This window comes from Pseudomonas sp. B16120 (assembly GCF_044218845.1).
In the GTDB taxonomy this organism is placed as follows: Bacteria; Pseudomonadota; Gammaproteobacteria; order Pseudomonadales; family Pseudomonadaceae; genus Aquipseudomonas; species Aquipseudomonas paracarnis.
In genome coordinates this window covers 2,450,269-2,477,164 of sequence record NZ_CP162588.1, presented here as the reverse complement: position 1 = coordinate 2,477,164, position 26,896 = coordinate 2,450,269, and the positions used below count along the sequence as shown (strand labels likewise).

General features: G+C 57.8%; 29 protein-coding genes and 2 pseudogenes. 22 read left to right on the top strand and 9 right to left on the bottom strand.

The window, feature by feature from the left end:
* Positions 1–3 precede the first annotated feature (3 nt).
* The 7 genes from AB4P90_RS11815 to AB4P90_RS11785 all read left to right on the top strand — a co-directional run bounded on the left by AB4P90_RS11815 (position 4) and on the right by AB4P90_RS11785 (position 7,380).
* On the top strand, positions 4–1,575 hold the full coding sequence (locus tag AB4P90_RS11815) for a ParB family protein (RefSeq protein ID WP_034113400.1): 1,572 nt from the start codon (positions 4–6) through the stop codon (positions 1,573–1,575).
* Entirely contained in the window at positions 1,572–2,120 is a 549-nt protein-coding gene (locus tag AB4P90_RS11810; RefSeq protein WP_014338767.1) for a DUF2857 domain-containing protein, read from the top strand. The genes AB4P90_RS11815 and AB4P90_RS11810 overlap by 4 nt, the downstream gene beginning before the upstream one ends.
* Entirely contained in the window at positions 2,117–3,304 is a 1,188-nt protein-coding gene (locus tag AB4P90_RS11805; RefSeq protein ID WP_014338766.1) for an STY4528 family pathogenicity island replication protein, read from the top strand. The genes AB4P90_RS11810 and AB4P90_RS11805 overlap by 4 nt, the downstream gene beginning before the upstream one ends.
* A gap of 144 nt (positions 3,305–3,448) precedes the next feature.
* Positions 3,449–4,204, top strand: a complete 756-nt coding sequence (locus AB4P90_RS11800; protein ID WP_014338765.1) for a PFL_4669 family integrating conjugative element protein — start codon at positions 3,449–3,451, stop codon at positions 4,202–4,204.
* The gene (locus AB4P90_RS11795; RefSeq protein ID WP_034113403.1) at positions 4,201–4,713 is read left to right on the top strand and encodes a DUF3158 family protein; all 513 of its coding nucleotides are present in this window, start codon (positions 4,201–4,203) and stop codon (positions 4,711–4,713) included. The genes AB4P90_RS11800 and AB4P90_RS11795 overlap by 4 nt, the downstream gene beginning before the upstream one ends.
* Before the next feature lie 2 nt (positions 4,714–4,715).
* Positions 4,716–5,186 (top strand): single-stranded DNA-binding protein, encoded by a 471-nt coding sequence (locus AB4P90_RS11790; protein ID WP_014338763.1) that lies wholly within the window; start codon positions 4,716–4,718, stop codon positions 5,184–5,186.
* Positions 5,187–5,409: 223 nt separating this feature from the next.
* A complete protein-coding gene (locus AB4P90_RS11785; RefSeq protein ID WP_014338762.1) occupies positions 5,410–7,380 on the top strand; it encodes a DNA topoisomerase III in 1,971 nt (656 codons plus the stop codon).
* A gap of 39 nt (positions 7,381–7,419) precedes the next feature.
* On the opposite strand, the gene AB4P90_RS11780 is transcribed toward AB4P90_RS11785, so the two are convergent.
* The gene (locus AB4P90_RS11780) at positions 7,420–7,677 is read right to left on the bottom strand and encodes a hypothetical protein (protein ID WP_014338761.1); all 258 of its coding nucleotides are present in this window, start codon (positions 7,675–7,677) and stop codon (positions 7,420–7,422) included.
* Between the two features lie 208 nt (positions 7,678–7,885).
* On the opposite strand from AB4P90_RS11780, the gene AB4P90_RS11775 reads away from it, so the two are divergent.
* From AB4P90_RS11775 to AB4P90_RS11720, 12 genes and pseudogenes are all read left to right on the top strand, one after another.
* On the top strand, positions 7,886–8,227 hold the full coding sequence (locus AB4P90_RS11775) for a helix-turn-helix domain-containing protein (protein ID WP_027912505.1): 342 nt from the start codon (positions 7,886–7,888) through the stop codon (positions 8,225–8,227).
* An 871-nt stretch (positions 8,228–9,098) separates the two neighbouring features.
* The gene (locus tag AB4P90_RS11770; protein WP_034113406.1) at positions 9,099–9,680 is read left to right on the top strand and encodes an STY4534 family ICE replication protein; all 582 of its coding nucleotides are present in this window, start codon (positions 9,099–9,101) and stop codon (positions 9,678–9,680) included.
* A 72-nt stretch (positions 9,681–9,752) separates the two neighbouring features.
* A complete protein-coding gene (locus AB4P90_RS11765) occupies positions 9,753–10,010 on the top strand; it encodes a hypothetical protein (protein ID WP_034113409.1) in 258 nt (85 codons plus the stop codon).
* A 99-nt stretch (positions 10,011–10,109) separates the two neighbouring features.
* A complete protein-coding gene (gene radC / locus AB4P90_RS11760) occupies positions 10,110–10,604 on the top strand; it encodes a DNA repair protein RadC (RefSeq protein WP_034113411.1) in 495 nt (164 codons plus the stop codon).
* 55 nt (positions 10,605–10,659) lie between these two features.
* Positions 10,660–11,424, top strand: coding sequence for a hypothetical protein (locus AB4P90_RS11755; RefSeq protein WP_034113413.1), 765 nt, complete (start codon positions 10,660–10,662; stop codon positions 11,422–11,424).
* An 89-nt stretch (positions 11,425–11,513) separates the two neighbouring features.
* Positions 11,514–12,056 carry a PilL N-terminal domain-containing protein gene (locus AB4P90_RS11750; protein ID WP_034113415.1) on the top strand — a complete coding sequence of 181 codons (543 nt, stop codon included), beginning with the start codon at positions 11,514–11,516 and terminating at the stop codon, positions 12,054–12,056.
* Complete coding sequence (locus AB4P90_RS11745) at positions 12,053–12,724, top strand: chemotaxis protein (RefSeq protein ID WP_034113416.1); 672 nt, start codon at positions 12,053–12,055, stop codon at positions 12,722–12,724. Before AB4P90_RS11750 ends, AB4P90_RS11745 begins: the two co-directional genes overlap by 4 nt.
* Positions 12,725–12,733: 9 nt before the next feature.
* A complete protein-coding gene (locus tag AB4P90_RS11740) occupies positions 12,734–13,453 on the top strand; it encodes a TIGR03759 family integrating conjugative element protein (protein WP_034113418.1) in 720 nt (239 codons plus the stop codon).
* On the top strand, positions 13,435–13,983 hold the full coding sequence (locus AB4P90_RS11735; protein WP_039588671.1) for a hypothetical protein: 549 nt from the start codon (positions 13,435–13,437) through the stop codon (positions 13,981–13,983). The genes AB4P90_RS11740 and AB4P90_RS11735 overlap by 19 nt, the downstream gene beginning before the upstream one ends.
* Entirely contained in the window at positions 13,980–14,483 is a 504-nt protein-coding gene (locus AB4P90_RS11730) for an integrating conjugative element protein (RefSeq protein ID WP_034113420.1), read from the top strand. Before AB4P90_RS11735 ends, AB4P90_RS11730 begins: the two co-directional genes overlap by 4 nt.
* Before the next feature lie 9 nt (positions 14,484–14,492).
* Complete coding sequence (traD, locus tag AB4P90_RS11725; RefSeq protein ID WP_034113422.1) at positions 14,493–16,598, top strand: type IV conjugative transfer system coupling protein TraD; 2,106 nt, start codon at positions 14,493–14,495, stop codon at positions 16,596–16,598.
* Positions 16,599–16,687: 89 nt separating this feature from the next.
* Positions 16,688–17,401: pseudogene (locus tag AB4P90_RS11720) on the top strand (TIGR03747 family integrating conjugative element membrane protein); the annotation flags it as partial.
* A 115-nt stretch (positions 17,402–17,516) separates the two neighbouring features.
* Here the strand turns inward: AB4P90_RS11720 and istB are convergent.
* The 8 genes and pseudogenes from istB to AB4P90_RS11680 form a co-directional block, all read right to left on the bottom strand.
* Entirely contained in the window at positions 17,517–18,272 is a 756-nt protein-coding gene (istB, locus tag AB4P90_RS11715; protein WP_046622600.1) for an IS21-like element ISPpu23 family helper ATPase IstB, read from the bottom strand.
* A gap of 17 nt (positions 18,273–18,289) precedes the next feature.
* A complete protein-coding gene (istA, locus tag AB4P90_RS11710) occupies positions 18,290–19,804 on the bottom strand; it encodes an IS21-like element ISPpu23 family transposase (RefSeq protein WP_058167704.1) in 1,515 nt (504 codons plus the stop codon).
* A 285-nt stretch (positions 19,805–20,089) separates the two neighbouring features.
* A complete protein-coding gene (locus tag AB4P90_RS11705; RefSeq protein WP_262375565.1) occupies positions 20,090–20,212 on the bottom strand; it encodes a hypothetical protein in 123 nt (40 codons plus the stop codon).
* 540 nt (positions 20,213–20,752) lie between these two features.
* Positions 20,753–21,040 (bottom strand): toll/interleukin-1 receptor domain-containing protein, encoded by a 288-nt coding sequence (locus tag AB4P90_RS11700; protein WP_395606095.1) that lies wholly within the window; start codon positions 21,038–21,040, stop codon positions 20,753–20,755.
* A gap of 8 nt (positions 21,041–21,048) precedes the next feature.
* Positions 21,049–21,788, bottom strand: a pseudogene (locus AB4P90_RS11695) (IS5 family transposase); the annotation flags it as partial.
* A 275-nt stretch (positions 21,789–22,063) separates the two neighbouring features.
* Positions 22,064–23,578, bottom strand: a complete 1,515-nt coding sequence (locus AB4P90_RS11690; protein ID WP_034114527.1) for a methyl-accepting chemotaxis protein — start codon at positions 23,576–23,578, stop codon at positions 22,064–22,066.
* Positions 23,579–23,760: 182 nt separating this feature from the next.
* Entirely contained in the window at positions 23,761–24,336 is a 576-nt protein-coding gene (locus AB4P90_RS11685; RefSeq protein WP_034114526.1) for a DUF6436 domain-containing protein, read from the bottom strand.
* Positions 24,337–24,345: 9 nt separating this feature from the next.
* A protein-coding gene (locus AB4P90_RS11680; RefSeq protein WP_203321104.1) for an IS5 family transposase occupies positions 24,346–25,229 on the bottom strand; the annotation gives its coding sequence in 2 pieces (ribosomal slippage) (positions 24,346–24,885 and positions 24,888–25,229; 882 coding nt in all).
* Between the two features lie 700 nt (positions 25,230–25,929).
* On the opposite strand from AB4P90_RS11680, the gene AB4P90_RS11675 reads away from it, so the two are divergent.
* From AB4P90_RS11675 to AB4P90_RS11665, 3 genes are read left to right on the top strand one after another with little or no spacing between them, the layout of a single operon-like run.
* Positions 25,930–26,265: an RAQPRD family integrative conjugative element protein gene (locus AB4P90_RS11675; RefSeq protein WP_034113432.1), complete on the top strand. Its 336-nt coding sequence runs from the start codon at positions 25,930–25,932 to the stop codon at positions 26,263–26,265.
* Complete coding sequence (locus AB4P90_RS11670; protein ID WP_034113434.1) at positions 26,262–26,501, top strand: TIGR03758 family integrating conjugative element protein; 240 nt, start codon at positions 26,262–26,264, stop codon at positions 26,499–26,501. Before AB4P90_RS11675 ends, AB4P90_RS11670 begins: the two co-directional genes overlap by 4 nt.
* 17 nt (positions 26,502–26,518) lie before the next feature.
* Positions 26,519–26,890, top strand: coding sequence for a TIGR03745 family integrating conjugative element membrane protein (locus tag AB4P90_RS11665; protein WP_034113436.1), 372 nt, complete (start codon positions 26,519–26,521; stop codon positions 26,888–26,890).
* The last annotated feature ends 6 nt before the right edge of the window (positions 26,891–26,896 follow it).

The window sequence follows — 26,896 nt, the reverse complement described above, 5'->3', positions numbered from 1 at the left end:
CAAATGAAGAAGCTCAGTCAGGAGGAGGTCGCCGACAAACTGCACCAGAACCATTTTCCTCGAGGTCCAGAACTGGAGCGACTCTCCGATCCGGTCGTCGACACTCCCATGCTGGTCACACTGGAGCAGTTACGACCCTACGAACACAACCCACGCTTCATCCGTAATCCGCTTTTTGACGATATTAAAGCCTCCATCCGTGAACGCGGGCTGGATCAACCACCGCCGATTACCCGCCGCCCGGGTGGGACCTATTTCATTATCCGCAACGGCGGTAATACGCGGTTGGCAATTCTCGGCGAGCTGTGGCAGGAAACCCGCGACGAGCGCTTCTTTCGCATTCATTGTCTGTTTCGGCCTTGGAGCAATGAAGTCACCACCCTGCTCGGCCATCTGGCCGAAAGCGATCTGCACGGTCAACTCACCTTCATCGAACGGGCTCTGGCGGTGGCCAAACTCAAAACCATGATCGAATCAGACGGAGCGACACTCTCGCAACGTGAGCTGGCGCGACGTATTGCCGCTGGGGGTTACCCAATTTCACAGTCGCACATCAGCCGGATGCTCGACACCCTCGAACATCTCCTGCCCGCCATTCCACAGACCCTGTATGCCGGATTGGGTAAACCCAAAATTGAACGCTTGATCGCTCTGCGTAGCCAGGCTGAACGAACCTGGAATCGTTACCCAACCGACATCATTTCGTTCCCCGAGTTTTGGCTCGACACCTTGGGGCAATTTGATGCCGATCCCGAATCTTTCCACCTTGAGCAAATCAAGGATGAACTGCTCGAACGCATGAGCCGCCTACTCGGCCAGTCCTACCGCATGTTGGCCTTGGAGTTGAGCTCCACACAACGGCCTGGCGTTGTCAGCACTTCCTTAGAGAACAGCCATCTGCCAAGCATTGATGAAGCCGCAGCAGGACCTCCCTCCTCCGAGTCCCGCCCCCCATTAACTGAAACCGGAACCCGGGCCGAAACAGCGCCAGAGGAGCAGCTCACGCTGCCCGAAACAAATGTCGCATCAGCAGTCAGCCCTCGGTCACGTGTCCAACAAATTCGCGAACAGATTGAACGCGACACTGCCCCCGAACCAGCACCGACCGTCGAAACCTGCATGATCGACGACCTCTGGATCATCGCACCAACACTGGATACCCCCGAGCAGCTGCGTTTAGCCATTGCTGGGCTGGCTCGGGAACTGGCGACCTATGCCGGGTATCCCGAGAGCGTCAGCGATCAGCAGCGCGACTTGGGCTTCGCCCTGAACATCGACCAACTTGATCTTGCAGCGCCCCGCGCGACCGGCGTTCACCTATTGCTCCTGGCCCTGCTGCGCGCTCAAGACAAAGTGAACTGGGAAGATCGTAAGCAATTGCCCTCAGCCTTGTTCGGACAACTGCTATTGGGGGTCTATCAACTCCCGCTGACAGATCGTCCCGCCATGGACGTAGGACTGGAGCGACTGCCCGACAGTCTGTTAATCAAACTGTATCGTCTCATTCGCTTAGCCCGGCGCCTGATCGACTTATCGCTTTCCGCTGAAGTCGATTCACCAAGGGAGGAGCCATGAACCTGTCCTTCAACGTGCTCAACCAGGCCATGCTGACTCAGGTCCTTCACGAGTTGCGCCTGGGTAACCTGCAACGCTGCAAAGCACTCGGGCTGGGTGAGGAGGACATTTACTTATTGCAATCCTTACCGCCTACCACGCTGTCACGCCTAGCCCACGCCACCGTCCCCTGGGTTGAGATCAAAATTGATTCGCCGGTGCTACATCGCTTGATCGACCAGGCCGAACGCGACGAACAGAACGAGCGCCTGATCAACCGAGCGCTCAAGCTCGGTGCCAGCAGTACCATCATGTATCAGTGCTTCGGCTTGGCGCATTCGGAGACCGCCCTGCGCCGACGGCTGCTCAAGATAGAACCCCGTAAGGGCCGGCCCCAGAGCTTGAGCGAAGCGCAGGAACATGCGCTCTGGCAGCGTTGGTGCCAGCTACGCGCTGAGGACGGTGCTGAGGATCAGCTCGACGCCATGATGATGTTGGCGGAGGAGCAACAAATCAGCTTGACCATCGTTTGGCAGCAGATCGACCATTACAGCAACGGAACATGAACACTACCCCTTCCAGTCGCTGGCAACGTGTTCTGCAGCAATGCACCCAACAACTAAGTGAACGTTGGCCCGCACGCCCCACCACTGAACATCCTTCCAACCAGGCCCTGCAGGCGGGCTTTTTGTTCAGTGGCCAATCTAACGAAGTCGTGCCACGTCGACTGCTGCTGGATAGTCGGCTGACGCCATTGGAACGGAATGCCTGGCAAGTATTTCGACTCATGCTGCAAGACCAGGGAGTGGTCACGCCGCGCTATGAAGATCTGCAACCTTACTTGTCGAGCGTGCCCTACGGTGCGTCAGCCTCTCGTGAAACCATCGCTCGCGTTTTGACGATGCTCCGGCTGACCCGCTGGCTCAGCTTGGTAAGTCGTGGCCGCGATCAGCTCAGCGGGCGCCTACAAGGTTCTCTATACGTCCTGCACGATGAACCGTTAACCCCCGCCGAAGCCATGGAGGTGGATCAGGATTACCTGGAGCTAGTCGGACACGCCCTCGATCATGCAACCAAGGCTGTGCGAATTGTCGCTCGGCATGTTTTGGAAGAAATTCGTCAGGACACCGATATCGATTTGGGTCGGCTCCCCACCCGACTCGACAGTTGGGGCGACCATTGGACAAAACAAGGATTGGATCAGACGACCGATGAAGCGTTACACGATTCCGAACTGGGTGGCGACCACCTCGTTCGGAATCGTGCGGGACCCGGTTCGGATTCCGAACCGGGTCCGAGCGCCAATGTTTCCGGCAGCGTTCGGAATCCGAACGCTGCCTGTACTGTATTAAAAGAAAGTATTAGTACGGTACCGCGCGCGACCCCAGCGGTGGATAACCTGCGCTGGCCCGATCCGCTGCAATTGAGTCCAAGCGAACGTCAGGCGGTCACCGTGGCGCTGGGCAAGCTTAAACCAGCGGATCGACAGGCGGTGCTCAACGAAGCAGGGGCGCGATGTGCGGCCGGCGGTATCCGCAAACCCACGGCGTATCTGATGAGCCTGGTCCAGCGGGCGCTGAAAGGCGATTTCCGCCCTTGGGCAGGTCAGGCTGAATCGTTACCCATTGCAGAACCGCCACCCGCTCCCCCGCGCCCACCTAGAAAACAGGGCGAGCCCGCCTCGGCCCTCGCCCAAGCGTGCCTGGACGAACTGCGTCAGCTACGTGGCAAACGCCCTGGACGTCAGTAGATTTGATGCCACTGGCATCACTGAGGAACGTCTCGAAAATCAACCGTCTCGAACCAAATCGAACAGACAGCATTCAGCTTTTCGGATGTCCTTTACCTTCGTCTACCGCAACGTTCCCGTCCAAGCCTATGCGAGGACGACACCATGGCCGATCACTATCAGCTCAACCTTGGCTCACTGCGCAGCAGCATCACCCTGACACTGCACACCCACCACGCCGCCCGAATCTGGCAAGGTCGAACCGCACGCGAAGGCGTCCACTCGATCATGGGTATGGCGGGCTACATCAGCGTCACTAACCTGATCAAACAAGCCGCAGCGCAGGACGATCCTTATGCCGACTGGGCGATCGTGCAGCTCGAAGAAAAATTGATGCAGGCCAAGGCTGGGATGCTGGAACTGACCCAGCAGTTGGACCGGATCAGACAGGACCTGCCGACACAGATCGACATGGGCGATAACCTCAACATCCACCCCGTCACCTTACCCTTGTACATCGGCAGCCAACTGGGGTTTCTCGCCGTCTACCTGCTGACTGACTACGACACGCTGGTGCGGCATACCCTGTTGGCCCATCACACCGCCTTGATCGGTCGTAGGGACATGGAAGCCTGGATCGACGACGGTGCTCATCTGCTGCGCAGCTTGTTTGGCCAGGCGCAGCGTTATCGGCATGCCGGCGTCACCCGTGATGATATGGCGGCGAATAACGCTCGTGCTCTGGCGGCCATGGAGAAGTTTGGACTACCCCCTATGGACATCCTTGAGGGGCATCGCCGCTCCCAGTTCGCGCCACCCATCGTTCGTCATGGTGCTGTGGCAATGGATGGCACTGGCGCGTTGACAGAGGAAGCAGTAGACCCATCTGCGACAGTCGATGAGCCGGAGGACGGAGTATGAAGCCTCTAATCCCGACTCAACCAATGCCCCACGAAACACTCACACCGGATGCCTATCGACAGCTCGAACATTCTGCCTCCCTAAAAAGCCTTTTAAAACCTTTTAAGGGTAAGGGGGAGCTGGAATACCTGGCGCAGGTGGCGAGGGAAACCGAGGCGCAGTTACGTCGTCTGATGGAGGCTGTGGTGCAGCAAGCCGGACAACCGCCTTACTCGTTGCTGGATATTCGATTGGTGCTGCAGAACACCAGTGCGGGCAGCACCTTTTTGCGATGGCGCACCCGCGACTTTGCCCGCATGGGCGTTGCGGCCTGGGAACGCCAGGTCTCCAACAAGGCTTTGCCGCAAGCCGTACGCGAGGGATTGCACCGTTTCGAATGCGAGCGCATTGCACTGAACTTGCAGATGAGCGTGGTGCATTCGCTCTACCGTCAGGCTTCAACCTGCACGATCAAAATGGCGAGCGCCGAACGGCTGCTGCGCCAATTCACACCAGCAGCGGAGATATAACAATGAGTACCTTTTTCGTCGGCGAAGGCAACATCGGCAGTGCGCCAGAGTTCCAGGAGTTCCCGTCAGGCAATGACGAGCCACGGCGCTTGCTGCGCCTGAATGTGTACTTCGACAACCCCGTGCCACGCGATGGCAGCTATGAGGATCGAGGCGGCTATTGGGCGCCGGTCGAGCTCTGGCACCGCGAGGCTGAACACTGGAGCACGCTGTACCAGAAAGGCATGCGCGTGTTGGTAGAGGGCCGCACCGTGCGCGATGAGTGGGAGGACAGTGAAGACAATGCCCGGGTCACCTTCAAGATCGAGGCGCGTCGTGTCGGCATCCTGCCTCATCGCGTGCAGAACGTGGTCATGCGGGAGCGCTCAAGTGAATCAGCCTCGTCTGCGGCTCCCGTCGGGCAGGCTACAGACCAGGCCAGCTCGCCTGCGTCGAAGTCCAAAAAGCGCAGAGGGCAGCCACCATCGGCATGACGGACTTGAGGCATAAAAATTCCGCCTTTGCGTGAAGTCCCCCGGGCTGTCATTACTCGCTGCTCGTGAAGCACTGTCGTCCATGTGACTACAAGGTAGCCGCCTCGCCCCCATTCAAGGTTGCCCTCACCGACTAATATGAGGAACCTGCCATTCAGGTTTCTCATAGCTTGCCACTGCTGTTTCCAACAACGCTGCTCCGAACTCAACCCGGAGCAGTTCTATGCGTCTCTTTCTCTGCGAGAAACCCTCCCAAGGTCGTGACATCGCCAAGGTTCTCGGAGCCAGCCGACGTGGCGATGGTTGCTTGATCGGACGCGAGACAACCGTCACCTGGTGTATCGGTCACCTGCTGGAAACGGCCCCACCTGAAGCCTATGGCGATCAGTACAAAACCTGGTCGCTGGATCATCTACCGATTATTCCCGCGCAGTGGAGGGTTGAGGTCAAACCCAAGACTGTCGCGCAGTTCAAAATCATCAAACACCTGCTCAGCGAAGCTACCACCGTCGTCATCGCCACCGACGCCGATCGCGAAGGTGAAATGATTGCCCGCGAGTTACTAGAGCTCTGCAACTATCGTGGTTCTGTTGAGCGCCTCTGGTTGTCCGCACTCAACGAGGCGTCGATTCGCAAAGCACTGTCCTCGCTGAAGTCTAGTCAGGAGACCTTCCCGCTCTATCACTCAGCCCTCGCCCGCAGCCGCGCCGATTGGCTGATTGGTATGAACCTCAGTCGTTTGTTTACCCTCCTAGGACGGCGGGCGGGCTATGGCGCCGTGCTGTCGGTTGGACGCGTCCAAACGCCCACTTTGCGCTTGGTGGTTGAACGAGACCGCGCGATTGCCAGCTTCGTCTCGGTGCCGTACTGGGTGGTGAATGCGCACCTGTCCTCAATGGGGCAACAACCATTCATCGCATCGTGGATACCACCAAGCTCAGGACGTGACGAAGCCGGTCGCTGCCTGCAGCAGGCGCTCGCAAGTCAAGCCCTCCAAGCGATTTCTAGCAGCAAGACCGCCACCGTAGTCTCGCTGCGGACTGAGCATTTGCGCGAAGCGCCACCCCTGCCCTTCGACCTGAGCACACTGCAAGAAGTCTGTTCACGCAAGTTGGGACTCGGCGCTCAGGAAACGCTGAACATCGCTCAAGCCTTGTATGAAACCCACAAAGCCACCAGCTATCCGCGCAGCGATTGCCGCTATTTGCCAGAGAGCATGTTCAACGAGGTCGCCGCGGTATTCGATGCCCTGCTCAGAATGGACCCCGCGTTACGCCCAGCGCTCGGAAGCATCGATCAATCATTGCGCTCACGAGCATGGAACGATGCCAAGGTCACCGCGCACCACGGCATCATCCCCACCACCGAGCCGGCGAACCTTGGGCGGATGTCTGAACAAGAGCGCCAAGTCTACGAACTGATTCGTAGCCACTACCTCGCGCAATTCCTGCCGCATCACGAGTTTGATCGAACCGAGGTCGAACTGGAGTGCAGCGCCGAGCGTTTGACTGCTGTTGGCAAACAGATCCTCGTCCAAGGCTGGAAAGGCTTACTCTCCGACAACCCCGACGATGATGAACCTAGTCAAAAGTCCCAGGTGTTGCCCGCCCTACAACAGGGTAGGCAGTGCGCAGTGGACGACGTTGAACTCAAATCCATGCGCACCGCTGCGCCCAAATCGCTCACCGAGGGCGATCTGATCAAGGCGATGAAAAACGTCGCCAAGCTGGTCAACGACCCGCGCCTTAAACAGAAACTTCGGGATACCACCGGTATCGGCACGGAAGCCACGCGAGCCGGCATCATCAAGGGCTTGATTGATCGCGGTTACTTGCTGAAGAAAAAACGTGCCTTAATGGCCTCCGCAACGGCCCATACGCTGATCGAAGCGGTACCCGCTGCAGTCGCGGATCCGGGTATGACAGCGATCTGGGAGCAAGCGCTGGATGAAATCGAAGCGGGACGTCTGAGCTTGGATGCATTCGTTGCCAAGCAGGCGCACTGGATTACGCAGCTGATCGCAAACTGCGGAGCGCTTACCTTGTCGGTACCGGTCGAAGCCGGGCCTGTCTGCCCCATTTGCAACGCATCAATGCTTAGGCGGAAGGGTAAATCAGGGCCGTTCTGGTCATGCTCCCACTACCCAGACTGCAAAGGCACTGTGCCGATCAGTAAAGGTATACGTCGTCCATGAGGCACCATTTGGCGCTCACATGAACCTCGGGGGAAGTCATCAGTGCATCATCAACGGCGCCTGATCCTTCTCCAAATCGTCTAGCGGTTGTCCGATTTCACGGGCCAAGGCGATGCCTGTCGCGATCCATATCTGCCCCAGTTCGTTGAACGCTTTCAGGTGAGCAGGATCTTCGTTGAGCCAATGAACAAGGCTATCGAGATGTTCAGGATTATCAGGGCAGTCATGGATCTTGATGAACAGCTCCAGTGTTCGATCCCAGATCAGGTCCATGTCGTGCTCGCGCTGCTCATCCATGCTCAACCTTCCTCCCTTTGGCCCCATCAGACCACTCAGTCTCGCTGGTCACTTCGGCCTCTAATTCCTGGAGGAGTAGATGTCACGTCGCGACAAACAGCTATTTCAGTCAATATAACAACCCTTTAAGTCGATACTCAACCGTTAAGGATGTTCATGTCAATGGGTCTTTGCTCAACCATTCGGGTTGAATTGGAGAGCTCATCACTTGGCACATAAACATCCAACCCAAGCCCAAATTGGGCGCATGATCGCGAAGCACCGCACTCAGCGTAATCTGACCCAGGAAGAGGTGGCTGAACGCCTGGGGATCGGCAGCGAAGCCATTTCGCGCCTTGAGCGGGGTGTGGTGGAGCTTTCCGTGGTCAAGCTGATGCAACTGGCGGACATCTTCGACTGCCGGATGGATGAACTGCTGACGGAGTCGAGCAGTCGCCCCAACGACCAGGGCCAGATGATCGCGGGCCTGCTGAGCGGCCTTCAAGAAAGCGACCGTGCCTTTATCCTGACGACCGTCGAACAGCTGGCCGCTCATCTCAGTAGCAAATAACCGCTTCGCACACTGGCTTGACGTCGTCACACCCGCTCTGCTGTAGTGCCTCAGGATCATCGCTTACGGCGACCCAAGACCGATTCGCTCCGGGTAGCTCGGTCGGACTCTTAGAGTTCGGAGCCTTCTCTTCTGCGGAATTTCATTCCCTCTTTGTGCTCGACCGGATCAATGTGGCGGATGACCACTGTTGCCTCTGCCAGGCAGCAGCGGTCATCCGCTACGGCGATCGCATTCAGTCCCGGAGCCCGCCGGGGAAACACTGGGCACCCTTTGTGCGCGGATGCGTGCCAGCGTATTCCGACCCAGGCCACGATAAGGGTCGGTTGGCGAATCATGGCGCAGTTAAATCAAGTTTTGCGAGGAGCTTGTCGACTGCGTCAGACCGCCTAAGGTGGCTTTTCTATTCCTCGCCTGGCACCCCGCCAGGCCTACTCTTCATTTTCTTCAGTCCATTAATTTCCACTGTATTCCGGCTATAAAAAATCAGCTTGCGGCGTCTTGACGCTTTCCTGTGACAGGCTTATACAAAGGGCGTGGTTCGCTGTCGTTGACAGCCCAGCCCAGGTAGCTTGAACCTTCAAGGCTACGCCACGTTCGTGGTGGTTTACCCAAGTGCGATCAGCATTCGGAAGCTCGCCCGGTTACCGCTTCAGCGGTGATGAATGCTCACTGTCCCCAGATCCGCAAACCACTGCTGCGGATCCTCTTCTGCTGCATCGCTATTTTCCCAGACGCATCGTTCTGATCGTCATCGGCTTACCGGTGACGAGTCGTTCATCGTTCGCCTTCACCTCACTCACCCTGACGGGGCTCACTTCCCCGTTAGGGGCTGTGCGTCGCCGTTTTCCCTTGAAATAGGAGAACCACCATGGCCCACGCCAACCAATCCCAAGAAGCGACCACTTACTTCAATCTGCACACTGCCGGTATCGGCTACCTCAACCGTGTTCGTGAAGTACAAGTCCGCCGCGGTCAGCCGTTCATGGCCTGCGATATCGCGGCTCTGCACGGTGCCACTGATGCGGTCGAGTACACCCGCTTCGACTGCAAAGTCGCTGGAGGCGAAGCTGAACGCTTGATTCGTCTCTATATGGACGCCGTCAGAGCCGAGAAAAAGGTCTTGCTGTCGTTCCGTATCGGCGATCTGTGGATTGACCCATTTCTCTATGAGAAAGGCGATAAACAAGGCCAGCCGGGTGCCAGCCTGAAAGGTCGGCTGCTGTACATCGACTGGATCAAGGTCAACGGCACGTTCGAATACAAAGCGCCTGCCAGGCAGGAGGCAACAGCACCTGCTGAGCAAACGCCAAACAGTGAGCCATCCCCAACGTCGGCTGATGCCGAAGCTGAGGATACCGACAACCCAACAGAGACCAGGATCAAACCTGAATCTGCACCCACTCCCCGCACAGCCCGCCGTGTTGCCACACGCACTGTTCAGTCCGCCTGAACACAATCCCCGATGTTTTACATCAAGGCGCTCAATCGAGCGCCTTTCTTCAATCCGCACAGGAGAACCCACATGGAATCCTTCTGGCTTTGCGACGATTGCCTGTTCGCTGCGGCTTACGAGGACTACAGCACGTTATCGCTCTACTACACGACGGATGAAATCGAGAAACGCATCGCCGGTCTCCATCGCGGGCTGGTTCGGCTAATGCCCGTCAGTGCCGACTTCGACCCCGAAACTGGTCGCGGAATAAAAACCTTCTCCCCCTTGCCCTGCGATGGTTGTGACTCAGACCTGTACGGACAACGCCACCGATTCACTCGGCTGTAAAAAGTGCGTCATCGGCTAATAGCCGCGACTCTATATCCACCTTGGGGACACCACTCCCCACGGGTGTGTACCCCTGAATGTTCGCTTCGGAGGTACCCCATGAGCACCCCACTCACCCTGATTGAAACCTCGGATGTCGAGGCTGATCGTATCGCCCACGAAAACCAGCTGATTGATGAAGCGCTACGTATTCTGGACCGTCGGCTGTTCACCCGCGGCCCTAACCTAACGTCACCTGACGCCGTGGCCTCATACCTAAAACTGCATCTTGCACCACAAGAGCATGAAGTCTTCGGTGTGATTTTTCTCGATGCCCGCCATCGCGTTCTGGCATTCGAGATCCTCTTTCACGGGAGCATCGATGGCGCCAGCGTTTACCCCCGCCAGGTCGTCAAGCGCTCCCTAGCGCATAACGCAGCAGCTGCCATTGTCTGCCACAACCACCCCTCCGGTTGCACGGAACCCAGCCTGGCGGATCGCGCCTTGACCGCACGGTTGAAAGAGGCCTTGGACTTGATTGAAGTGCACTTATTGGATCACTTCATCGTCGGTGAAGGTCGTCCTCTCTCTCTTGCCGAGCATGGCTGGCTTTAACCCCCCCCAAAGGCGTCTACGGACGCCTTATTCATTTCCCTTCTGGAGAATCCTCATGAACCCAACACCCCAACCCTTAGCTCTGCCGGAAACCTCGAATCCATTTGCTCGCGGCTACGACAAACTGCATATCAAACGACTGCTACAGATCACTTACGCAAATGACTGCCCTCCCTGCTTTCGCCCCGTACACGACGCACAAGCCCATCTGCTCGATGATGCGTTAGAACTATTTCCCTGCCTGTTCAATGACGACGTGGCTCTGATCAGCGAGGGTCAGTCCATTCCGGATGAATTGGATGAACGCTTCCAGTCCACCGGGCTGGTACAGCAAGTGATCTATGACGTGACTGGCGAAATGCTCAACGAGCGACATCACGTCGGTGATCTGTACTCCTTGGAAGAAGCCCAAGCCTTGGTCCATCGTTTGAGCTTCGACACAGGACATTACAGCCGAACCTGGGAGCTCAGTACCGTACACCTCACTGACGAAGCGCTGCGTCACTTGGAACGCCGGGTTGGCAATTTTGACTCCAGGCCAACCGGACTGCTGTTTGAACCCTTTGCCCTACCAGACTGCAATGGCGTCGGGTGTAAGCTGATCGGCACGCCCTGGACCGACGATAACTTGGTTAAGATCGAGGGCAATCCTTACTCGTCGTTGAGGCAAGAACAGCTCGACGCCGGTACGCCGGAGGCTTTGGTCAACGTACTGTATCTGGCGGCATTGGCGGATGTGAGGTTGTTGATTTTCGACCCCGACGCTGCCGTCCTGGATGGGCTCGCCATTTATGACGAAATAGCAACGCGTTCTACTTAAACACGACCCGTCTTGAATCAACTTACTCACTGAATCGCTCCTTCACCTCATGTCAGGTTCTGCACTGAATCTGACATGAGGTTTTTTCCATGGAGCGTTTTTTCACGCCTGTCTGCCTGCTGGGTTTGTTGAGTGCCTGCACGGCGCAGATCCCGACCCCATTGCCGACTAGTCCAGAGAATGGCGGTAGTTCCCATCGGGCCCAGCTTTCGAGAAGTACAGCCGAAGAGAGTCACCCGACAGAGCTCCGCTATGGCCGCTATACGCTGATCAGCACCGAGCCCACGGCAGAGCAACGTGATCTTCTCGCTCAAATCATTGACGTGAGCATTCCGACCAACCTGAATCCCTCGGTACAGGAAGCGATGCACTACGTGCTGCAGCGCTCAGGTTATTCGCTCTGCCCTGCTGCCGAACCAGTAAAGATACTGTTTGCCCGGCCTCTGCCCGCCGCCCATTACCGGCTCGGCCCGATCTCACTACGCAACGCGCTACAAGTGCTGGCTGGCCCCGCCTGGCAACTCACGACCGATGAGGTCAGCCGTTCGGTCTGCTTCGAACGGCAAAAAAATGATGCTGCCGTCGTGCGGCTCGCACCCAGCGCGGCCCATCAGCCGGAGGCACGCCCATGAAAGCCACGACGTTTCAAACCCTCATTGTCGGCTCACTTTGCCTGGCGGTCTCCGGGCTGAGTGGTGGTTTGTATAACCAGTATCAACGCGTGACCGAGCTGGAAAATGCGAACGCCCAACGCCTACAGACCCTGGATACCCTGCAACGTGATTCAAGCACCCTCTTGGATGCACAGGAGAAGCTGCAGTACGCACTGAAAGACCTGAAGCAGATGGTCGATTCCGGTGAGCAACAGGCCAATACCCTCGATCCGATGTTGGATCAATGGGCGCAGGAGATACAGGAACTGCGCGATGGTCTGGCAGCCCGTGCTACCGAAGCCGACATGATCGCGCTACGCGCACGACTTGAGCGCGTCGAGCAGCAACTCCTGGACCTCAAAAGTCAGCCACCACTCCCACCACCGACGCACTCCTCGGCCAAGCCGAAAAAAACCGCTCAGCCCAAGCCTGCCCCGCTCCTGCCGCCATTTTCAGTGTTGAGCGTCGAGTACCGCGGTGGGGAGCGCTTTCTGGCTGTCGCACCTCCTGACAGTCGCTCGCTCAATGATATCCAGTTGCTGCACAACGGCGAGCAGTTCGGCACATGGCAACTGAAGGTGCTGGAGCCGAACGCGGCCATCTTCGCGGTGATCAATCACTCAGACCAGACCGTGCACCTTCCTTGAGAAACGATCATGAACAGAGCGCTGCTGCCCGCCGTCGTTTGTCTCGTTTCACTGTTTAGCACGGGCGCTGCGATGAGCAACCCTATCACGGCACCGTCACAGAACCGGGACACACAGTCCATTCCCTTGGAGCGCTCGCACTCTGAACAAGCTGCAAGCTGGGGTCTCACGGAGCAGGAGTGGACACGCTTCGAAAAAATTCAAGCCGGCCCGCGCGGTTTCTGGAGCCCGAGCCTCGACCCATTGACCGCGCTTGGGGTAGAGGCAGAGACCGACCAAGAGCGCCAGCGCTATGCCGAATTGCAGGTAGCGCTGGAAGCCAAACGTGCCGAGCGCGAGTTGGCTTACCAAAACGCCTACACCGCAGCTTGGGCCAAGCTGTTTCCGGGGCTGTTGCCGATTCAGGGTATGGCATCCCCGCCCGCTGCTAGCTCACCGGTAGAGCCCCGCCGTGCTCTGTTTGTCGAAGACCATTGCCCTGCGTGCACCGCTGAAGCGCAGCGTCTGCAAAGCAGTGATACAGCGTTCGATATCTACCTGGTGGGTAGCCATGGTGAGGATGAACATGTCCGTGGCTGGGCGCGGCAAGCAGGCATTGATGCGAGCAAGGTCCAACACCGGCAAATCACCCTGAACCATGATCGCGGGCGCTGGTTCAGCCTGGGAGCCCCGAGACCGTTACCCGTCACATTTCAGCAGGTGAACGGACAATGGCAACGTCTCGATTGATTGCTATTGCGCTCCTGCTGACGGTGCACGCCGTCCGGGCAGACGAACTTCCGCCTCCGGCTTATCAACTGGCAGCGCATGACGCCAACGTCCCTTCCACGGTGTTGTTCGCGATTGCCCTGCAGGAGAGTGGCGCCCGCCTCCGTGGTCGACTGCTGCCCTGGCCCTGGACGCTGAATATTGCCGGTAGCCCTTACCGTTTCGCCAATCATCAGACCGCCTGTCACGCCTTGCTTCAGGCGCTTGCTCGGTATGACGCCAAGCGCGTCGATGCCGGGCTTGGGCAAATCAACCTGGGTTATCACGGACAGCATTTTTCCAGTCCCTGCGAAGCCCTTGAACCCTACCGCAATCTGGCCGTGACTGCCGCGCTGCTGCAAGAACATCACACCGTTACCGGTGATTGGGTGTCAGCTGCTGGCCGCTATCACCGCCCGGCAGGAGGAACGCCGGCCGCGCGTTACCGCGTCGGCTTTTCCCGACAACTCGAACGATTGCAGGTTTCCTCTAAAGAGGGCACACCACCATGAAGCGAATTCCCAGTGCGTATAACTTCGCCATGCTCTTGGCAGCGTTCGCCCAGCCGGTACTGTCGTTTGCAGAAGTTCACACTCGCCCCCAGTTTGAAGCTTCCACGCCGCCAATAAACAACAAGACCCAGCCTGCTCGGGCCATACATGCAGACCTATCTGCATTTGCCGATGAAACCTGGATACTGCCCGTGCGCAGCTCTCACTTGAGCCCAGGCCAAATCACAACTCGCACCCTAGACATGCCGGGCTTGCAGCCATTTTTCCTTGTCGGGGAGGATCCCCAATCGTTGGCTTGGCTGCATCAGCGTGCGACTGAACTGCAAGAAATGGGGGCAGCCGGCCTCGCCGTCGAAGTGACCGATACTGAAGCCCTGGCCCGAATTCGAGCAGCCGCGCCGGGCATCACCATCCTGCCGGTCAACGGGAACGACATCGCCTCTCGCCTGAAAATTAAGCACTACCCTGTCTTAATCACAGCCACCTCACTGGAACAGTGAGTCTGGGTCATGGCCGAGCATGCGATGGAGTCCAAACTCCGGCCCGCAGTCGAGCTGTATACCGTGGCGATCTGCGTCGCCGCGGTGGTGTTATGCGTGTACTCGCCCTGGGCCGTGGCCCTATCACCCGAGATCGGTCTGATTGCGGCTCTGGCCTATGCCCTGTTCGGTTTGATCCGCCTCCGACAAGCCTGGGAGGTGTTGCGCTATCGGCGCAATATCCGCCGGCTGCCTCGCTACGAGCTGACCAGCCGGCAGATTCCGGTGAGCGGCAAACGTCTGTTCATGGGCCGCGGCTTTCGCTGGACCCGCCTGCACACCCAGCGCTTGGTCGAGGCCCAGGATCCGGCCGTCGCCCACTACGTCGACCAACCGACCCGTTACCGCCTGGCACGTGGACTCGAACGTCGCCTAGAACATGCACCGTTTCCGCTCTCGACACTGGCGCGTGTCACGGCCTGGGACAGCGCCTTTAATCCGTTGCGCCCTTTACCCCCAGTCGGTGGCTCACCGCTGTTGCATGGGGTTGAGCCCGACGAAACGGAAGTCAGTCTGCCGCTGGGTGAACGAGTCGGGCATACCCTCGTGCTGGGCACGACCCGTGTTGGCAAGACGCGGCTCGCCGAGGTGTACATCACCCAAGACATCCATCGCGTTAAACACGAGGTAGTGATCGTCTTCGATCCGAAGGGCGATGCCGATTTGCTCAAGCGCATGTACGTCGAAGCCAAACGTGCCGGTCGGGAGAAAGAGTTTTATGTGTTCCATCTGGGTTGGCCGGAGATCTCCGCCCGCTACAACGCCGTGGGACGTTTCGGGCGCATCTCGGAAGTAGCGTCGCGCATCGCCGGGCAGCTCAGTGGTGAAGGTAACTCGGCGGCGTTTCGCGAGTTCGCCTGGCGTTTCGTCAACATCATCGCCCGCGCCCTGATCGAGTTGGGCCGACGTCCGGACTACCTGCAAATCCAGCGACATGTGGTCAACATCGACGCGCTGTTCATCGAGTACGCCCAGCAGTTTTTCGCCAAGACCGACCCTAAGGCGTGGGAAGTGATTGTCCAGCTTGAAGGCAAGCTGACCGAGAAGAACATCCCCCGGCATATGATCGGACGCGAAAAGCGCGTGGTGGCCATCGAGCAGTACCTGGCGGTGAAGCGGGTATTTGATCCAGTAATGGACGGGCTGCGTTCGGCGGTACGCTACGACCGTACTTACTTCGACAAAATCGTTGCCTCGCTACTGCCGCTGCTGGAGAAACTCACCACCGGCAAGACCGCCCAGTTACTGGCTCCCAACTACACCGATTTAGATGACCCGCGGCCGATCTTCGACTGGATGCAGATCATCCGAAAGCGCGGCATCGTTTATGTCGGCCTCGATGCGCTGACCGATGCCGAGGTGGCCGCCGCTGTGGGCAATTCCATGTTCGCCGACTTGGTCTCGGTGGCGGGACACATCTATAAACATGGCATTGACCATGGCCTGCCCCAATCGAGCAACAACGGTGACAAGTTGCCGATCAACCTGCACGCTGATGAGTTCAACGAGTTGATGGGCGACGAGTTCATCCCGCTGATCAACAAGGGAGGTGGCGCCGGCATCCAGGTAACTGCCTACACCCAGACACTCAGCGATATCGAAGCGCGAATCGGAAACCGCGCCAAGGCCGGCCAGGTGATTGGCAACTTCAACACCTTGCAGATGCTCCGCGTACGCGAGACCGCCACTGCGGAGCTGCTCACCCAGCAGTTGCCCAAGGTCAACGTGCTGACCAGAACCCTGGTATCGGGTGCCACCGACACCTCCGATCCTGAAGCCAATACGGACTTCACTTCCTCCTCTCAGGACCGCGTCAGCAGCACTAGTGTGCCGCTGATCGAGCCAGCGCATATCGTCAGTTTGCCGAAGGGGCAAATGTTCTCCTTCCAGGCCGGTGGCCAGCTCTGGAAAGTCCGCATGCCGTTGCCAAAACCCTCCAACGACGAGGCGATGCCCAAGGACCTGCAGGAGCTTACCCAGCGGATGCGGGCCACCTATAACGAACAGGCAGGGCAATGGTGGAGCGCAAGCGGTGGCGGCCCTACAACAAACTTCGATCTGGATCAGGTGGGTTAGCCCGACCCACCACAGGTTTCGATTCAGCAAACGCGTATTCGGCGAGCGCCGTGGCAGCATCAACTTAACGGTGCACAATGGAGTAAAGGATGGCGACTTCCGTACAGAACACGCCGCCACAACCGATCCAGCGTCCGGGATTGATCGTCTCGGCGATTGGCTTGGTCTTACGCATTATCGGTATGCTGATCGCCTCGTTGCTGTTTTCAATCCTTATCGAGTTCGCCGGTTTGCTGCTGTTCTGGGGCGATCAGGGTTGGCGGCACAGCCAAGCCATGTTGAATAGCGAATTGGGATGGCTCAGCGAGCACTTCAAAGCTTCACTCATTCTTCGACAACCTGAAAAGACGATTATCCGGTGGCTGGACATCCTCAATCAGTGGTTGCTGGTCAAGAGTGGCTTTGCGGATTTTGCCCAGCAGGCACGCGCGTCGAGCCAGAGTAACGGCTTCTGGAGTTGGGCCAATCAGCTCTACGTGAGCATTGAGGACTTCGTGCTGGCGGCGGTGTATGTGACCTTTACCTTTGTGGTGCGCCTGACCATTCTCGTCCTGGCCACACCACTGTTTTTGTTGGCCTCGTTCACCGGTTTTGTCGATGGCTTGATGCGCCGCGACCTACGGAAATTTGGAGCAGGGCGAGAAAGCAGCTTTGTCTATCATCGTGCTAAACGTGCAGTGGTACCGCTACTGTTCGTACCCTGGATCATTTACCTGTCCCTGCCCTTTACGCTCAATCCTATGGCTATTCTATTGCCTTGCGCAGTAATACTTGGGACAACGGTAGCGATTGCGGATTCCACGCCATCCGGCCACCCAGTCCGCTCTCATCTGGCCAGGCATTCCACGGCCATCTGGCCACCTGTTCCACGGCCATCCGGCCGGGCAGTCGGAGCGCAGCGACGCAGGGGGGGCATTGTTAGTCTGAGGTGCCCGGTGTCGTCAATTTCTTCGTCTGTTTGCGCATCGACTCACCCTTGAGGTTGATCCGATAAGCGTTGTGCACCAGGCGGTCGAGGATGGCGTCGGCCAGAGTCGGATCACCGATCAGTTCGTGCCAGTTGTCCACTGGCATTTGGCTGGTCACGATGGTCGAGCGCTGGCCGTAGCGGTCGTCCAGTAGCTCCAGCATGTCGCGGCGCTGTTCCGCGTTGAACGGGGCCAGACCCCAGTCATCAAGGATCAGCAGGTCGGTCTTGGCATAGCCGCTCATCAGCTTGGCGAAGCGCCCGTCGCCGTGGGCTAGGCCCAACTCTTCCAACAGGCGCGGCAAGCGCAGGTAACGCACGCTGTAACCCTCTCGGCAGGCCTGGTGGGCCAGGGCGCAGGCCAGCCAGGTCTTACCGACGCCAGTCGGGCCGTTGATAATCAGGTTGAGTCCGTCGCGTAACCACTGACCGCTGCTCAGCTGGAGGATCAGCGCCTTGTCGAGTCCGCGCGGGCTGCGGTAGTCGATGTCTTCGAGGCAGGCGTTGTGCTTGAGCCGGGCCTGACGCAGGCGGCTGCTGAGGCGCTTGTCGTCGCGCTCGGTCAGTTCGCGGTCGACCAACAGGCCGAGGCGTTCCACGAAGCTCAGGCTGTCGATGTCGGGGGTTTTCAGTTGCTCGGCGAGTGCCTTGAGCATGCCGGTCAGGCGCAGGGTCTGGAGCTTGTCCAAGGTCGGATGGGGCAGCATGGTGGGATTCCTTGTGTTCAGTGGTAGTAGCCGGGGCCGCGCAGGTTGGCGTGGTCGTCCGGCAGCAGGGGCAGGTGCTGCTGGGCCAGCGGCAGGTTTTCCAGCCCCTGGCGCAGGATCGATTCGAGGCTCTTGTAGCTGCACGCGCCGAGGCTGAGGGCGCGTCGGCAGGCCAGCTCCAAGCGCACTTCGCCATGGGTCTTGCCCAGGCGCAGGATGCCCAGGCAGGCCCGGTAGCCTTGGGTTGGGTGGATGCGCCGTTCGAGGATGTGGCTGATCACGCCGGCGGTGTGCGGCCCGGTCTGCTCGGCCCAGCGGATCAACCGTTGCGGCGTCCACTCGGCATGCTCGCGATGGCTCTTGGGCATGTGCTCGGTCTGTGTGCTATGCCGGCCCTTGTGTGGCGAGCGCAGGTGGCTGGCCACCCGCTGGTTGGCGTGGAAGCACTCGACGGTGCGCGCCGTCAGCCGTACTTCCAGCTGTTTCTTCACCAACTGGTAGGGCACTGAGTAGTAATGCCCATCGACCTCGACGTGATAGTCGATATGCACGCGCGCCTTCTTCCACTCGGCATAGACGTAGGGCTGCTCCGGCAGTGGGCTCAGCGCTGGACGATCCAGGGCTTCGAAGGCCGAGTGCCGGGAGCCCGGCAGCTTGCGAAACGGTCGTCGGTTGAGCCGCTCCAGCAATAAGGCGATGGCGCTGTTGAGTTCGTCCAGGGAGAAGAACTGGCGGTTCCTCAGCGCGGCGAGGATCCAGCGCTCGACCACCTGCACGCCGACCTCAGCCTTAGCCTTGTCGCGCGGCTTACGCGCCCGCGCCGGCACCACCGCCACGCCATAGTGCTCGGCCAGATCGCGGTAGCTCGGGTTGATGTCCGGCTCGTAGCGATGGCTCTTACTCACCGCGCTTCGCAGGTTGTCCGGCACCACGATTTCCGGCACGCCGCCGAGAAAGGCGAAGCAGCGGACATGGGAGCCCAGCCAGTCCGGTAACTGCTGCGACCAAGTGGCTTCGGCGAAGGTGTAGCTGGACGCGCCAAGCACCGCGACGAACACCTGCGCCTGGCGGATCTCGCCGCTGTGGCGGTCGATCACCGGCACCGTCTGCCCGGCGTAGTCGACAAACAGCTTCTCACCGACGCGATGCTCCTGGCGCATCACCACGTCCAGCTTGCCCTGCCAGGCTCGGTAGTGCTCGCAGAACCAGCTGTACTGAAAGCCTTTCGGCTGGCTCAGGCGATACTCCTGCCAGAGCAGCGCCAAGGTCACGCCCGGCCGGCGTAGCTCGGCATGCACCCAAGACCAATCGGGCAATGGCCGTTGCTCGCTGGGCACCGCAGGGGGCGGTGGGAACAGTTGCTGCTCCAGCTCGGAATCGGACAACGAACAGGGCCAGGCTAGACCGCTGGCGGCAAAGCGGTTGAGGTAATCGCCGACAGTGACACGACCGATCTGCACGCTGACGGCAATCTGGCGAGCCGATAGCCCGACCTCGAACTTGAGACGAAGTACTTCGCGAATCTTACGCATGGATAAACGCTCCACGACGACCTCTCTGCTTCGAAAAAGAGGTCGATGGTAGTGAAGAAATCCTGCGTTACTGCCTGCCCGGTTGAGTGGCCGGATGACCGTGGAATCAGTGGTCGGATACGCGTGGAATGGGTGGCCGGATCACCGTGGAATCGGTGGTCAGATGCTTATGGAATGGGTGGCCAGATGACCGTGGAATCCGCAAGCGATCACAGCGACGACGTTCAAAAAGCATCTCTAGTACTAGTTAAGCTTTTTCCGCGATTGATTTGGTAGTGATGACACTCAACCTTCCCAGGTCTCAGCATCGTCCATTTCACCGCGAAAAACCGGCTGACCTACCTGTAGCTCATTTAAAGCTTCACGCAGACTTGCCCCTGTGCAGGCGTTACCGATACTTTTCAGCATCCAAGAATCTCCATAGTCCATCTGATGTGCGCTCCCCCATATACCAATAATGCGCCCACCAGAAGTTCAGGCGATCCGCGTCTTTGAGCAGTCGTTTGATTTGATCGTGTGCACTTGCCGCAAGGTTGCAGTATCGGACTGGCGACTCAGCGCCAGCCAGCTCGCTCAGAGACTCAGCCAGGGCGACCACCGCCCTTAGGGCCTTGCTACACTGCGCCTCGCAGTGTTCCGCTGGCTGAATTCCCGCTCAACCCTCAGGCTTACTGCTCAGCATGCACCGCCTGACGGAAAGCATTGAGATCGCCAGGTTGAACGCATCCAGGGTGACTGCTAGCGGTTCGATCACAGTTCCGGCGCCGGTTCACATGAATCCACGGCGCTCATGGGTGGGGTTCCTTTCCGTCGTTCCTCCATAACGCCAAGGCCAACCCGGGTGCGCCTCTACTGGTGCAAGCCAGCACTTAGCGGGTTTATGGTGCTGCAAGATTTCCATCGACAGTCAGTTACTACCCGTGACGACCTTCCATGGTTGGCCGTCAACTATGAAACTTTAAGGCGTCGCAACAATTTTCCTACGCCCTCATCGTAAGAGTCGGGAGAAGTGAAATCGGCATACAGTTTTCCCACTAGAAATAATGGGAGATCACACTGTTCGTACAAAAGCGGAAGCACTACGACCTCTCCAGTCGAAATTTCTCGATGGATGGCTATCTCCAGCTCTCTCTCGACCCACGGTGACTTGACCGATTTGGCAGACAGCACAACACAGATGTATTTGGTCTTTCTTAAGCCTTCGTCAATTTTTTTGGTTAAAGAATCTCCAACCAGGATCTCGGCCTCATCCAGCCAAACATGCGTTCGATGATGTTGCGCTGCCGATATTTGGGGCGATCAAAAAGTCGAGGCAATCCTGGCTTGGTTTTGCGCTTCATGCTTCGCAACGGAATGACTGGCTGCATGCGATAACGATCACAATACTGGCGCAGCGCTTCAGCGTCGTAACCCTTGTCAGCCAGCAACCAGCGGCAACGCTTGCGTGGGCGACCGCGCAGGCTGGGTATGCAAGCCTGATCGAGTAGCGGTTGGGCATAGGCTATATCGCTGGCTTGTCCGCCTGACAACAGGAAACGCAGAGGCACACCATTGGCGTCGCACAGCATGTGAATCTTGGTCGTCAGGCCACCCCGGCTGCGCCCGAGCGCGTGGTCTTGCGGTTCTTCAAATCCCCTTTTTTCCCGGCACCTGATGAGGCCCGGGTTGCTCGTACGGCAGTGGAGTCGATCATCCATGTTTCCAAGTCAATCAAACCCTGCTCATTCAATCGGATATGAAGACGCTTGAGCATCTGATCAAAAGCTCCGCAATCACGCCATCCCCGGAACCGTTGATAGATCGTTGACCAAGGGCCGAATCGTTCGGGCATGTCTCGCCAGGCTGCGCCAGAGCAAAGCACCCAGAGAATACCGTTTAGCATCAGGCGATCATCGGCCCGAGGGCGCCCGGTGCGCTGATTTTTGGTGAAGATATCTGCAACCAGATCCCAGGCTGCGTCGGGGAGTTCATACCGCTTTGCCATCTTGGCCTCCTGGCTTTAATGGCGGTGTATTTTACAGAAAATCGTATTTCTTGGGTTTACGTACAGAGCCTAGAGGCACAAATCGATCCAGCGGTGGGTAAGCCGAGCCAAGGTAAGCGAGCGAGGGACTGCGTATAACGGCGCTTATGGTACGGGTCAAGATTACCGCGTGCCAGTGCAGGGCACGCGCTGGCACGCGTCCGGCCGTTAATGTCGGACTAGACACACAAACATCAGCCAAAAGTAGTCCGTAAGATTTGCCTACCAAGTCGTGGCTATTCAGCGTTTAGAGCGCTAACGCGGAAGCGACCACTCAAACGGCTCAAACGATCGGCTAACTGGCTGAGTTGCTGGCCATCGTTATTAAGCTTGTTCGCATCGCCGAACGTTTGCTCTGCCACTTTTTGCACACTGTGCAGATGCTGACTGACTTCTGCACTGGTCGCAGCTTGCTCGTGGGTGGCAGCGGCAATCAGCTCGTTCATTTGAGTAATGGCGCTGATGTCTTGCGCTACGGCGCCGAGCAGTTCGGCAGTTTCCTGACTGTCTCGTAGGCAGCTGCGCGCACTGTTTCGGCTTTCCTGCATGGCAGTCGCTGCTTGACGGCTGCCTTGTTGCAGGCCGCTGATGATTTCTTGGATCTCAGCGGTGGACAACGCTGTTTTCTGCGCAAGATTACGGACCTCGTCAGCCACGACGGCAAAACCACGACCATGCTCGCCAGCACGTGCGGCTTCAATCGCAGCGTTTAGGGCCAGCAGGTTGGTTTGATCCGCAATCGAACGGATCACTTCCAAAACCTTGCCGATTTTCTCGGACTGTTCTGCCAGCGCCTGAACCTCGGTTTCAGTAACATCGATTTGCGTGGCTAGTTTGCCAATCTCGCTACGCACATGGTTGACCGAGCGGCTGCCCTCGGCAGCCTGTTGATTGGCGGTTTGTGCTGCCGTTGCGGCGCCATCTGCATGTCCAGCTACTTCGTCAATAGCGGTGCTCATCTGCAGCATGGCTGAGCTCATGTAGATGATTTCGCCTTGCTGCTGCTCCGCGCCGGAGCTTACGTGGGCGGTGGTTTGCAGCAGACTGTCACCCATTTTTTTCAGGCTTTGGGTGTCTTTAATCACTTCACCGACCAACTCATCTAAGGTGCCGAGAAAGTGATTAAAGCCTAGGCTAACTTTGCCCTGGGCACTGCTGCGGCAAACGAGGTTTATTTCGTCATCTTTCTCAGTGAGCTTTTCGGCCGCTTGCATCAGCGCCGCGCTTTCAACGGCTTCCGCGTGGGTCTGTATCGCCAAGTAAATCAGGATTGCGCTTTCTGCTACGACGTACATTGCATGCAGGAAAATTATCGGCCAACTGCCGCTCGGCAGTACAACCACGTCAACACCTTGTCCTTGCAATGCAAAGAAACTCAGGTGATGCACCGCAATCACCAATGCTGCGACCGCGATCGGCAGCCAGTCGCGGTAATATACTAAGAAGGCCATTAACACAAAGATGCTGAAGTGCATTTCCATCATGCCGCCGGCCTGGTTGATGTGCAGGGCCGCCATCACCATATACGCCGCGCCCATCACGCAACGCAACAGGCGTTGGCCGCTGATGAGCTGGTTAAGTACGCCCATTACTACAGCCGTACCACCACCGACCAGGAGCGCTTGACCCCAAGTGCCATTCCAGAATGCGAGGCCGAGCGAGTACACAAACATCAGCCACAGCACCCCCAGCATAATTCGGTCTGCTTTTTGGTAGTGCTGTTGAAGGGTGGGGGACAGGTTAGCTGACATGGTGAGAGGCTCGAGAGGTTGTGCTGCAATCGTGGTGAGTGCGGCAATCAATATACTTCTAAATAGCGTTAGCTTGATTTAGGCGAGCGGCAACTGCTCACAATTGCTGTATCGGCAAGTTGAGTCTAGGGATGAGCGTGAGTTTGCGCATAATGCCGTAGCGCGCTGCCGGTTTGTGATCGTTAATTGCTCGGCCAGTCGCAGAAGCAGCCTACCGCCATTGTGTTGTTTACGTTTACGGGTCTGCCAGCAATCAGGGCGTCTAAAATGGGCTCGATAATGCTGTTACTAGAAGAGGTGCAGGTTGCGCCTTCGCTGTAGGGGCCGAAGTATGCCAGTTGGCCTGTCCGGTCCCAGATTGCCACAGCCGGGCTGGCGGGGATTTTGTAGCTGCCGCTCAAGGCCGGTAAGGTTTTCAGGGCGTTCAGGACATCAGATAATTGGCCGTGGCTACCTGGCGGTTGTACCGCGTAGAAACTTACACCCTGTGGGCCGAAGCGCTTGATCAGCTCGGTCAGGTGTTGCTGGTTGACGATATTGCACGGGCAGGACGGGTCCCAGAAATGTATCAGGCGGATCGGGCCTGGACCAGCAAGCTCATCAGGCAGGCGCAGCTGTTCACCGTAGAATAACGCGGTCTGCTCACTGAAGCTGCGCAGGTAGCGCGCTTCGTACCACCAGTAGGCGACTAGCATGGAGAGGCCCCAGAGCATAATCAGCAGGCTTGCTATAAGGGTTTTGCGATTCGGGCGGGTCATGGGCAGTCTTTAATTTTCAGATGCGCAACTTACCATAGCTAAGGCTCTGTACGTAAAGTATTGTCGCAAGCACCGCATAGCGCAGGCCAATGAGACCATCGCCGCAAAACTTGTTGCGAGCTTGTCGAAGCGCGTCACGATGCGACGGTTCTCCTTCAGCCAGCCAAACATGCGTTCGATGATGTTGCGCTGCCGATATTTGGGGCGATCAAAAAGTCGAGGCAATCCTGGCTTGGTTTTGCGCTTCATGCTTCGCAACGGAATGACTGGCTGCATGCGATAACGATCACAATACTGGCGCAGCGCTTCAGCGTCGTAACCCTTGTCAGCCAGCAACCAGCGGCAACGCTTGCGTGGGCGACCGCGCAGGCTGGGTATGCAAGCCTGATCGAGTAGCGGTTGGGCATAGGCTATATCGCTGGCTTGTCCGCCTGACAACAGGAAACGCAGAGGCACACCATTGGCGTCGCACAGCATGTGTATCTTGGTCGTCAGGCCACCCCGGCTGCGCCCGAGCGCGTGGTCTTGCGGTTCTTCAAATCCCCTTTTTTCCCGGCACCTGATGAGGCCCGGGTTGCTCGTACGGCAGTGGAGTCGATCATCCATGTTTCCAAGTCAATCAAACCCTGCTCATTCAATCGGATATGAAGACGCTTGAGCATCTGATCAAAAGCTCCGCAATCACGCCATCCCCGGAACCGTTGATAGATCGTTGACCAAGGGCCGAATCGTTCGGGCATGTCTCGCCAGGCTGCGCCAGAGCAAAGCACCCAGAGAATACCGTTTAGCATCAGGCGATCATCGGCCCGAGGGCGCCCGGTGCGCTGATTTTTGGTGAAGATATCTGCAACCAGATCCCAGGCTGCGTCGGGGAGTTCATACCGCTTTGCCATCTTGGCCTCCTGGCTTTAATGGCGGTGTATTTTACAGAAAATCGTATTTCTTGGGTTTACGTACAGAGCCTAGGACCAGGTTAAGCAGGGCACGCATCGGCTCATAGCGCTCAGGATCGCGGCTATAGCGGGCAGGCTTCATCGCTTGGCGAATGAACTCCAAAACGTGGGTACGATTCCTTTTGGTATTTTGGCTATCGGCAAAAGCGTTGTAGATGCGCGTGCGTTTTGTGATCGGTCCCGGATCTATCATTTTAGCAGTGGCTAGAAGAAACTAAATTTCAGATCCGGTAAGTCCTGCGCTGGTGTCGCCTAACGCTCCTGCAATTGCCTCAAGCTGATCCTGTGAAAAAAGCGCCATCCATATACTCCAGATTTGCCATATCAATGCAGACAAATAAATAGGATCACCGACATCACTATGCCATCTCAAGTGCGAAAGCGCGCCGGAATCTCAAATCACCATCTAGAAGCGGCCTGCATTGGTCGATACAGCCACGCCCAAGAGTAGTTCTGCACCGTCTTAACGTCTCCGATGGCAGCCAACACACTCGCCGCCGACGATCGAAGGTCCACATCAGCTGTGAAGTAAATATCCCCAGTCCTTCCTCAGAAAAACGATTCATCACACCTCAAGTTTCTTAATGAACAATTCGACCTCTGACTTGATTCTGTTCCCAGATCCATATGGGCCAGCATCATGCCAACTACCCCCTTTCGCTGCTTGTTACTGTTCTCGCTTGCTATCGTCGATGGCAGCAGTTATGCCGCATCTGCTCATGAGCAGGAACAGCTCAGCCTAGTCCAGCAGCAACTCGACACTATAGAACGACTAGCGGCACGAGCCGAGACAACCAACAGGTCTGAACCAGACGAACGCTATCGTTTCGACTATCCCCGGCTGACTCAGGACATCCAGCGCATCCGCCATGGAGTACAGGACTACCTGTCCCCTTCGCGCGCTCAGCCCCGCGACCCCATTGAATTGGTAGGTGATTACCGCCTCGACACTCCGTCCGCGAAGCCGTCGCCATGAGGATGACTGACGCTCAGAACTCAGCGTTCCAAAACGCATCCGGTTTCTCACCGCAGAGCAGTTCGACACTGTGGCTGTCCATGGTCCTCGTTCTGGCTTTGCTGTGGTGTGCCTGGGTGATCTGGACGGCTTACCGGGGATGGGCGACAGGCAGTGTGCGCTTCGGCGCCTTCGGTGGCAGCACTGCACGCGTGTTGCTCGCGCTGTTGGTTCTGATGTTCTTCACCCTTTCCTAAACCAGGAGATCGCCGTCATGCTCAAGTGCCTTGTCCCCCTGAAAAACAACCTAAGTGATCGTGCCAGCCAACGCTTGATCGGACTGCTGCTGGTGCTCGGTCCAAGCTTGGCTTTTGCCGAACTCCCGACCATGGAAGCCCCTTCGCGTGGCGAAGGTTCTGGGTTGATCGAGACGATCAAAAACTACGCCTACGACGGCGGCATCCTGCTCGGCCTGCTGATCGCCCTGCTCGCTTTTCTCGGTGTGGCTTGGCACTCCCTGACCGTCTATGCCGACGTGCAGAACCAGCGCAAGACCTGGAAGGACCTCGGCGCGGTGGTCGGCATCGGCGCCCTGTTGGTGGTGATCATCACCTGGTTCCTGACCAAGGCCGCCGCGATTCTGTGAGGTCGA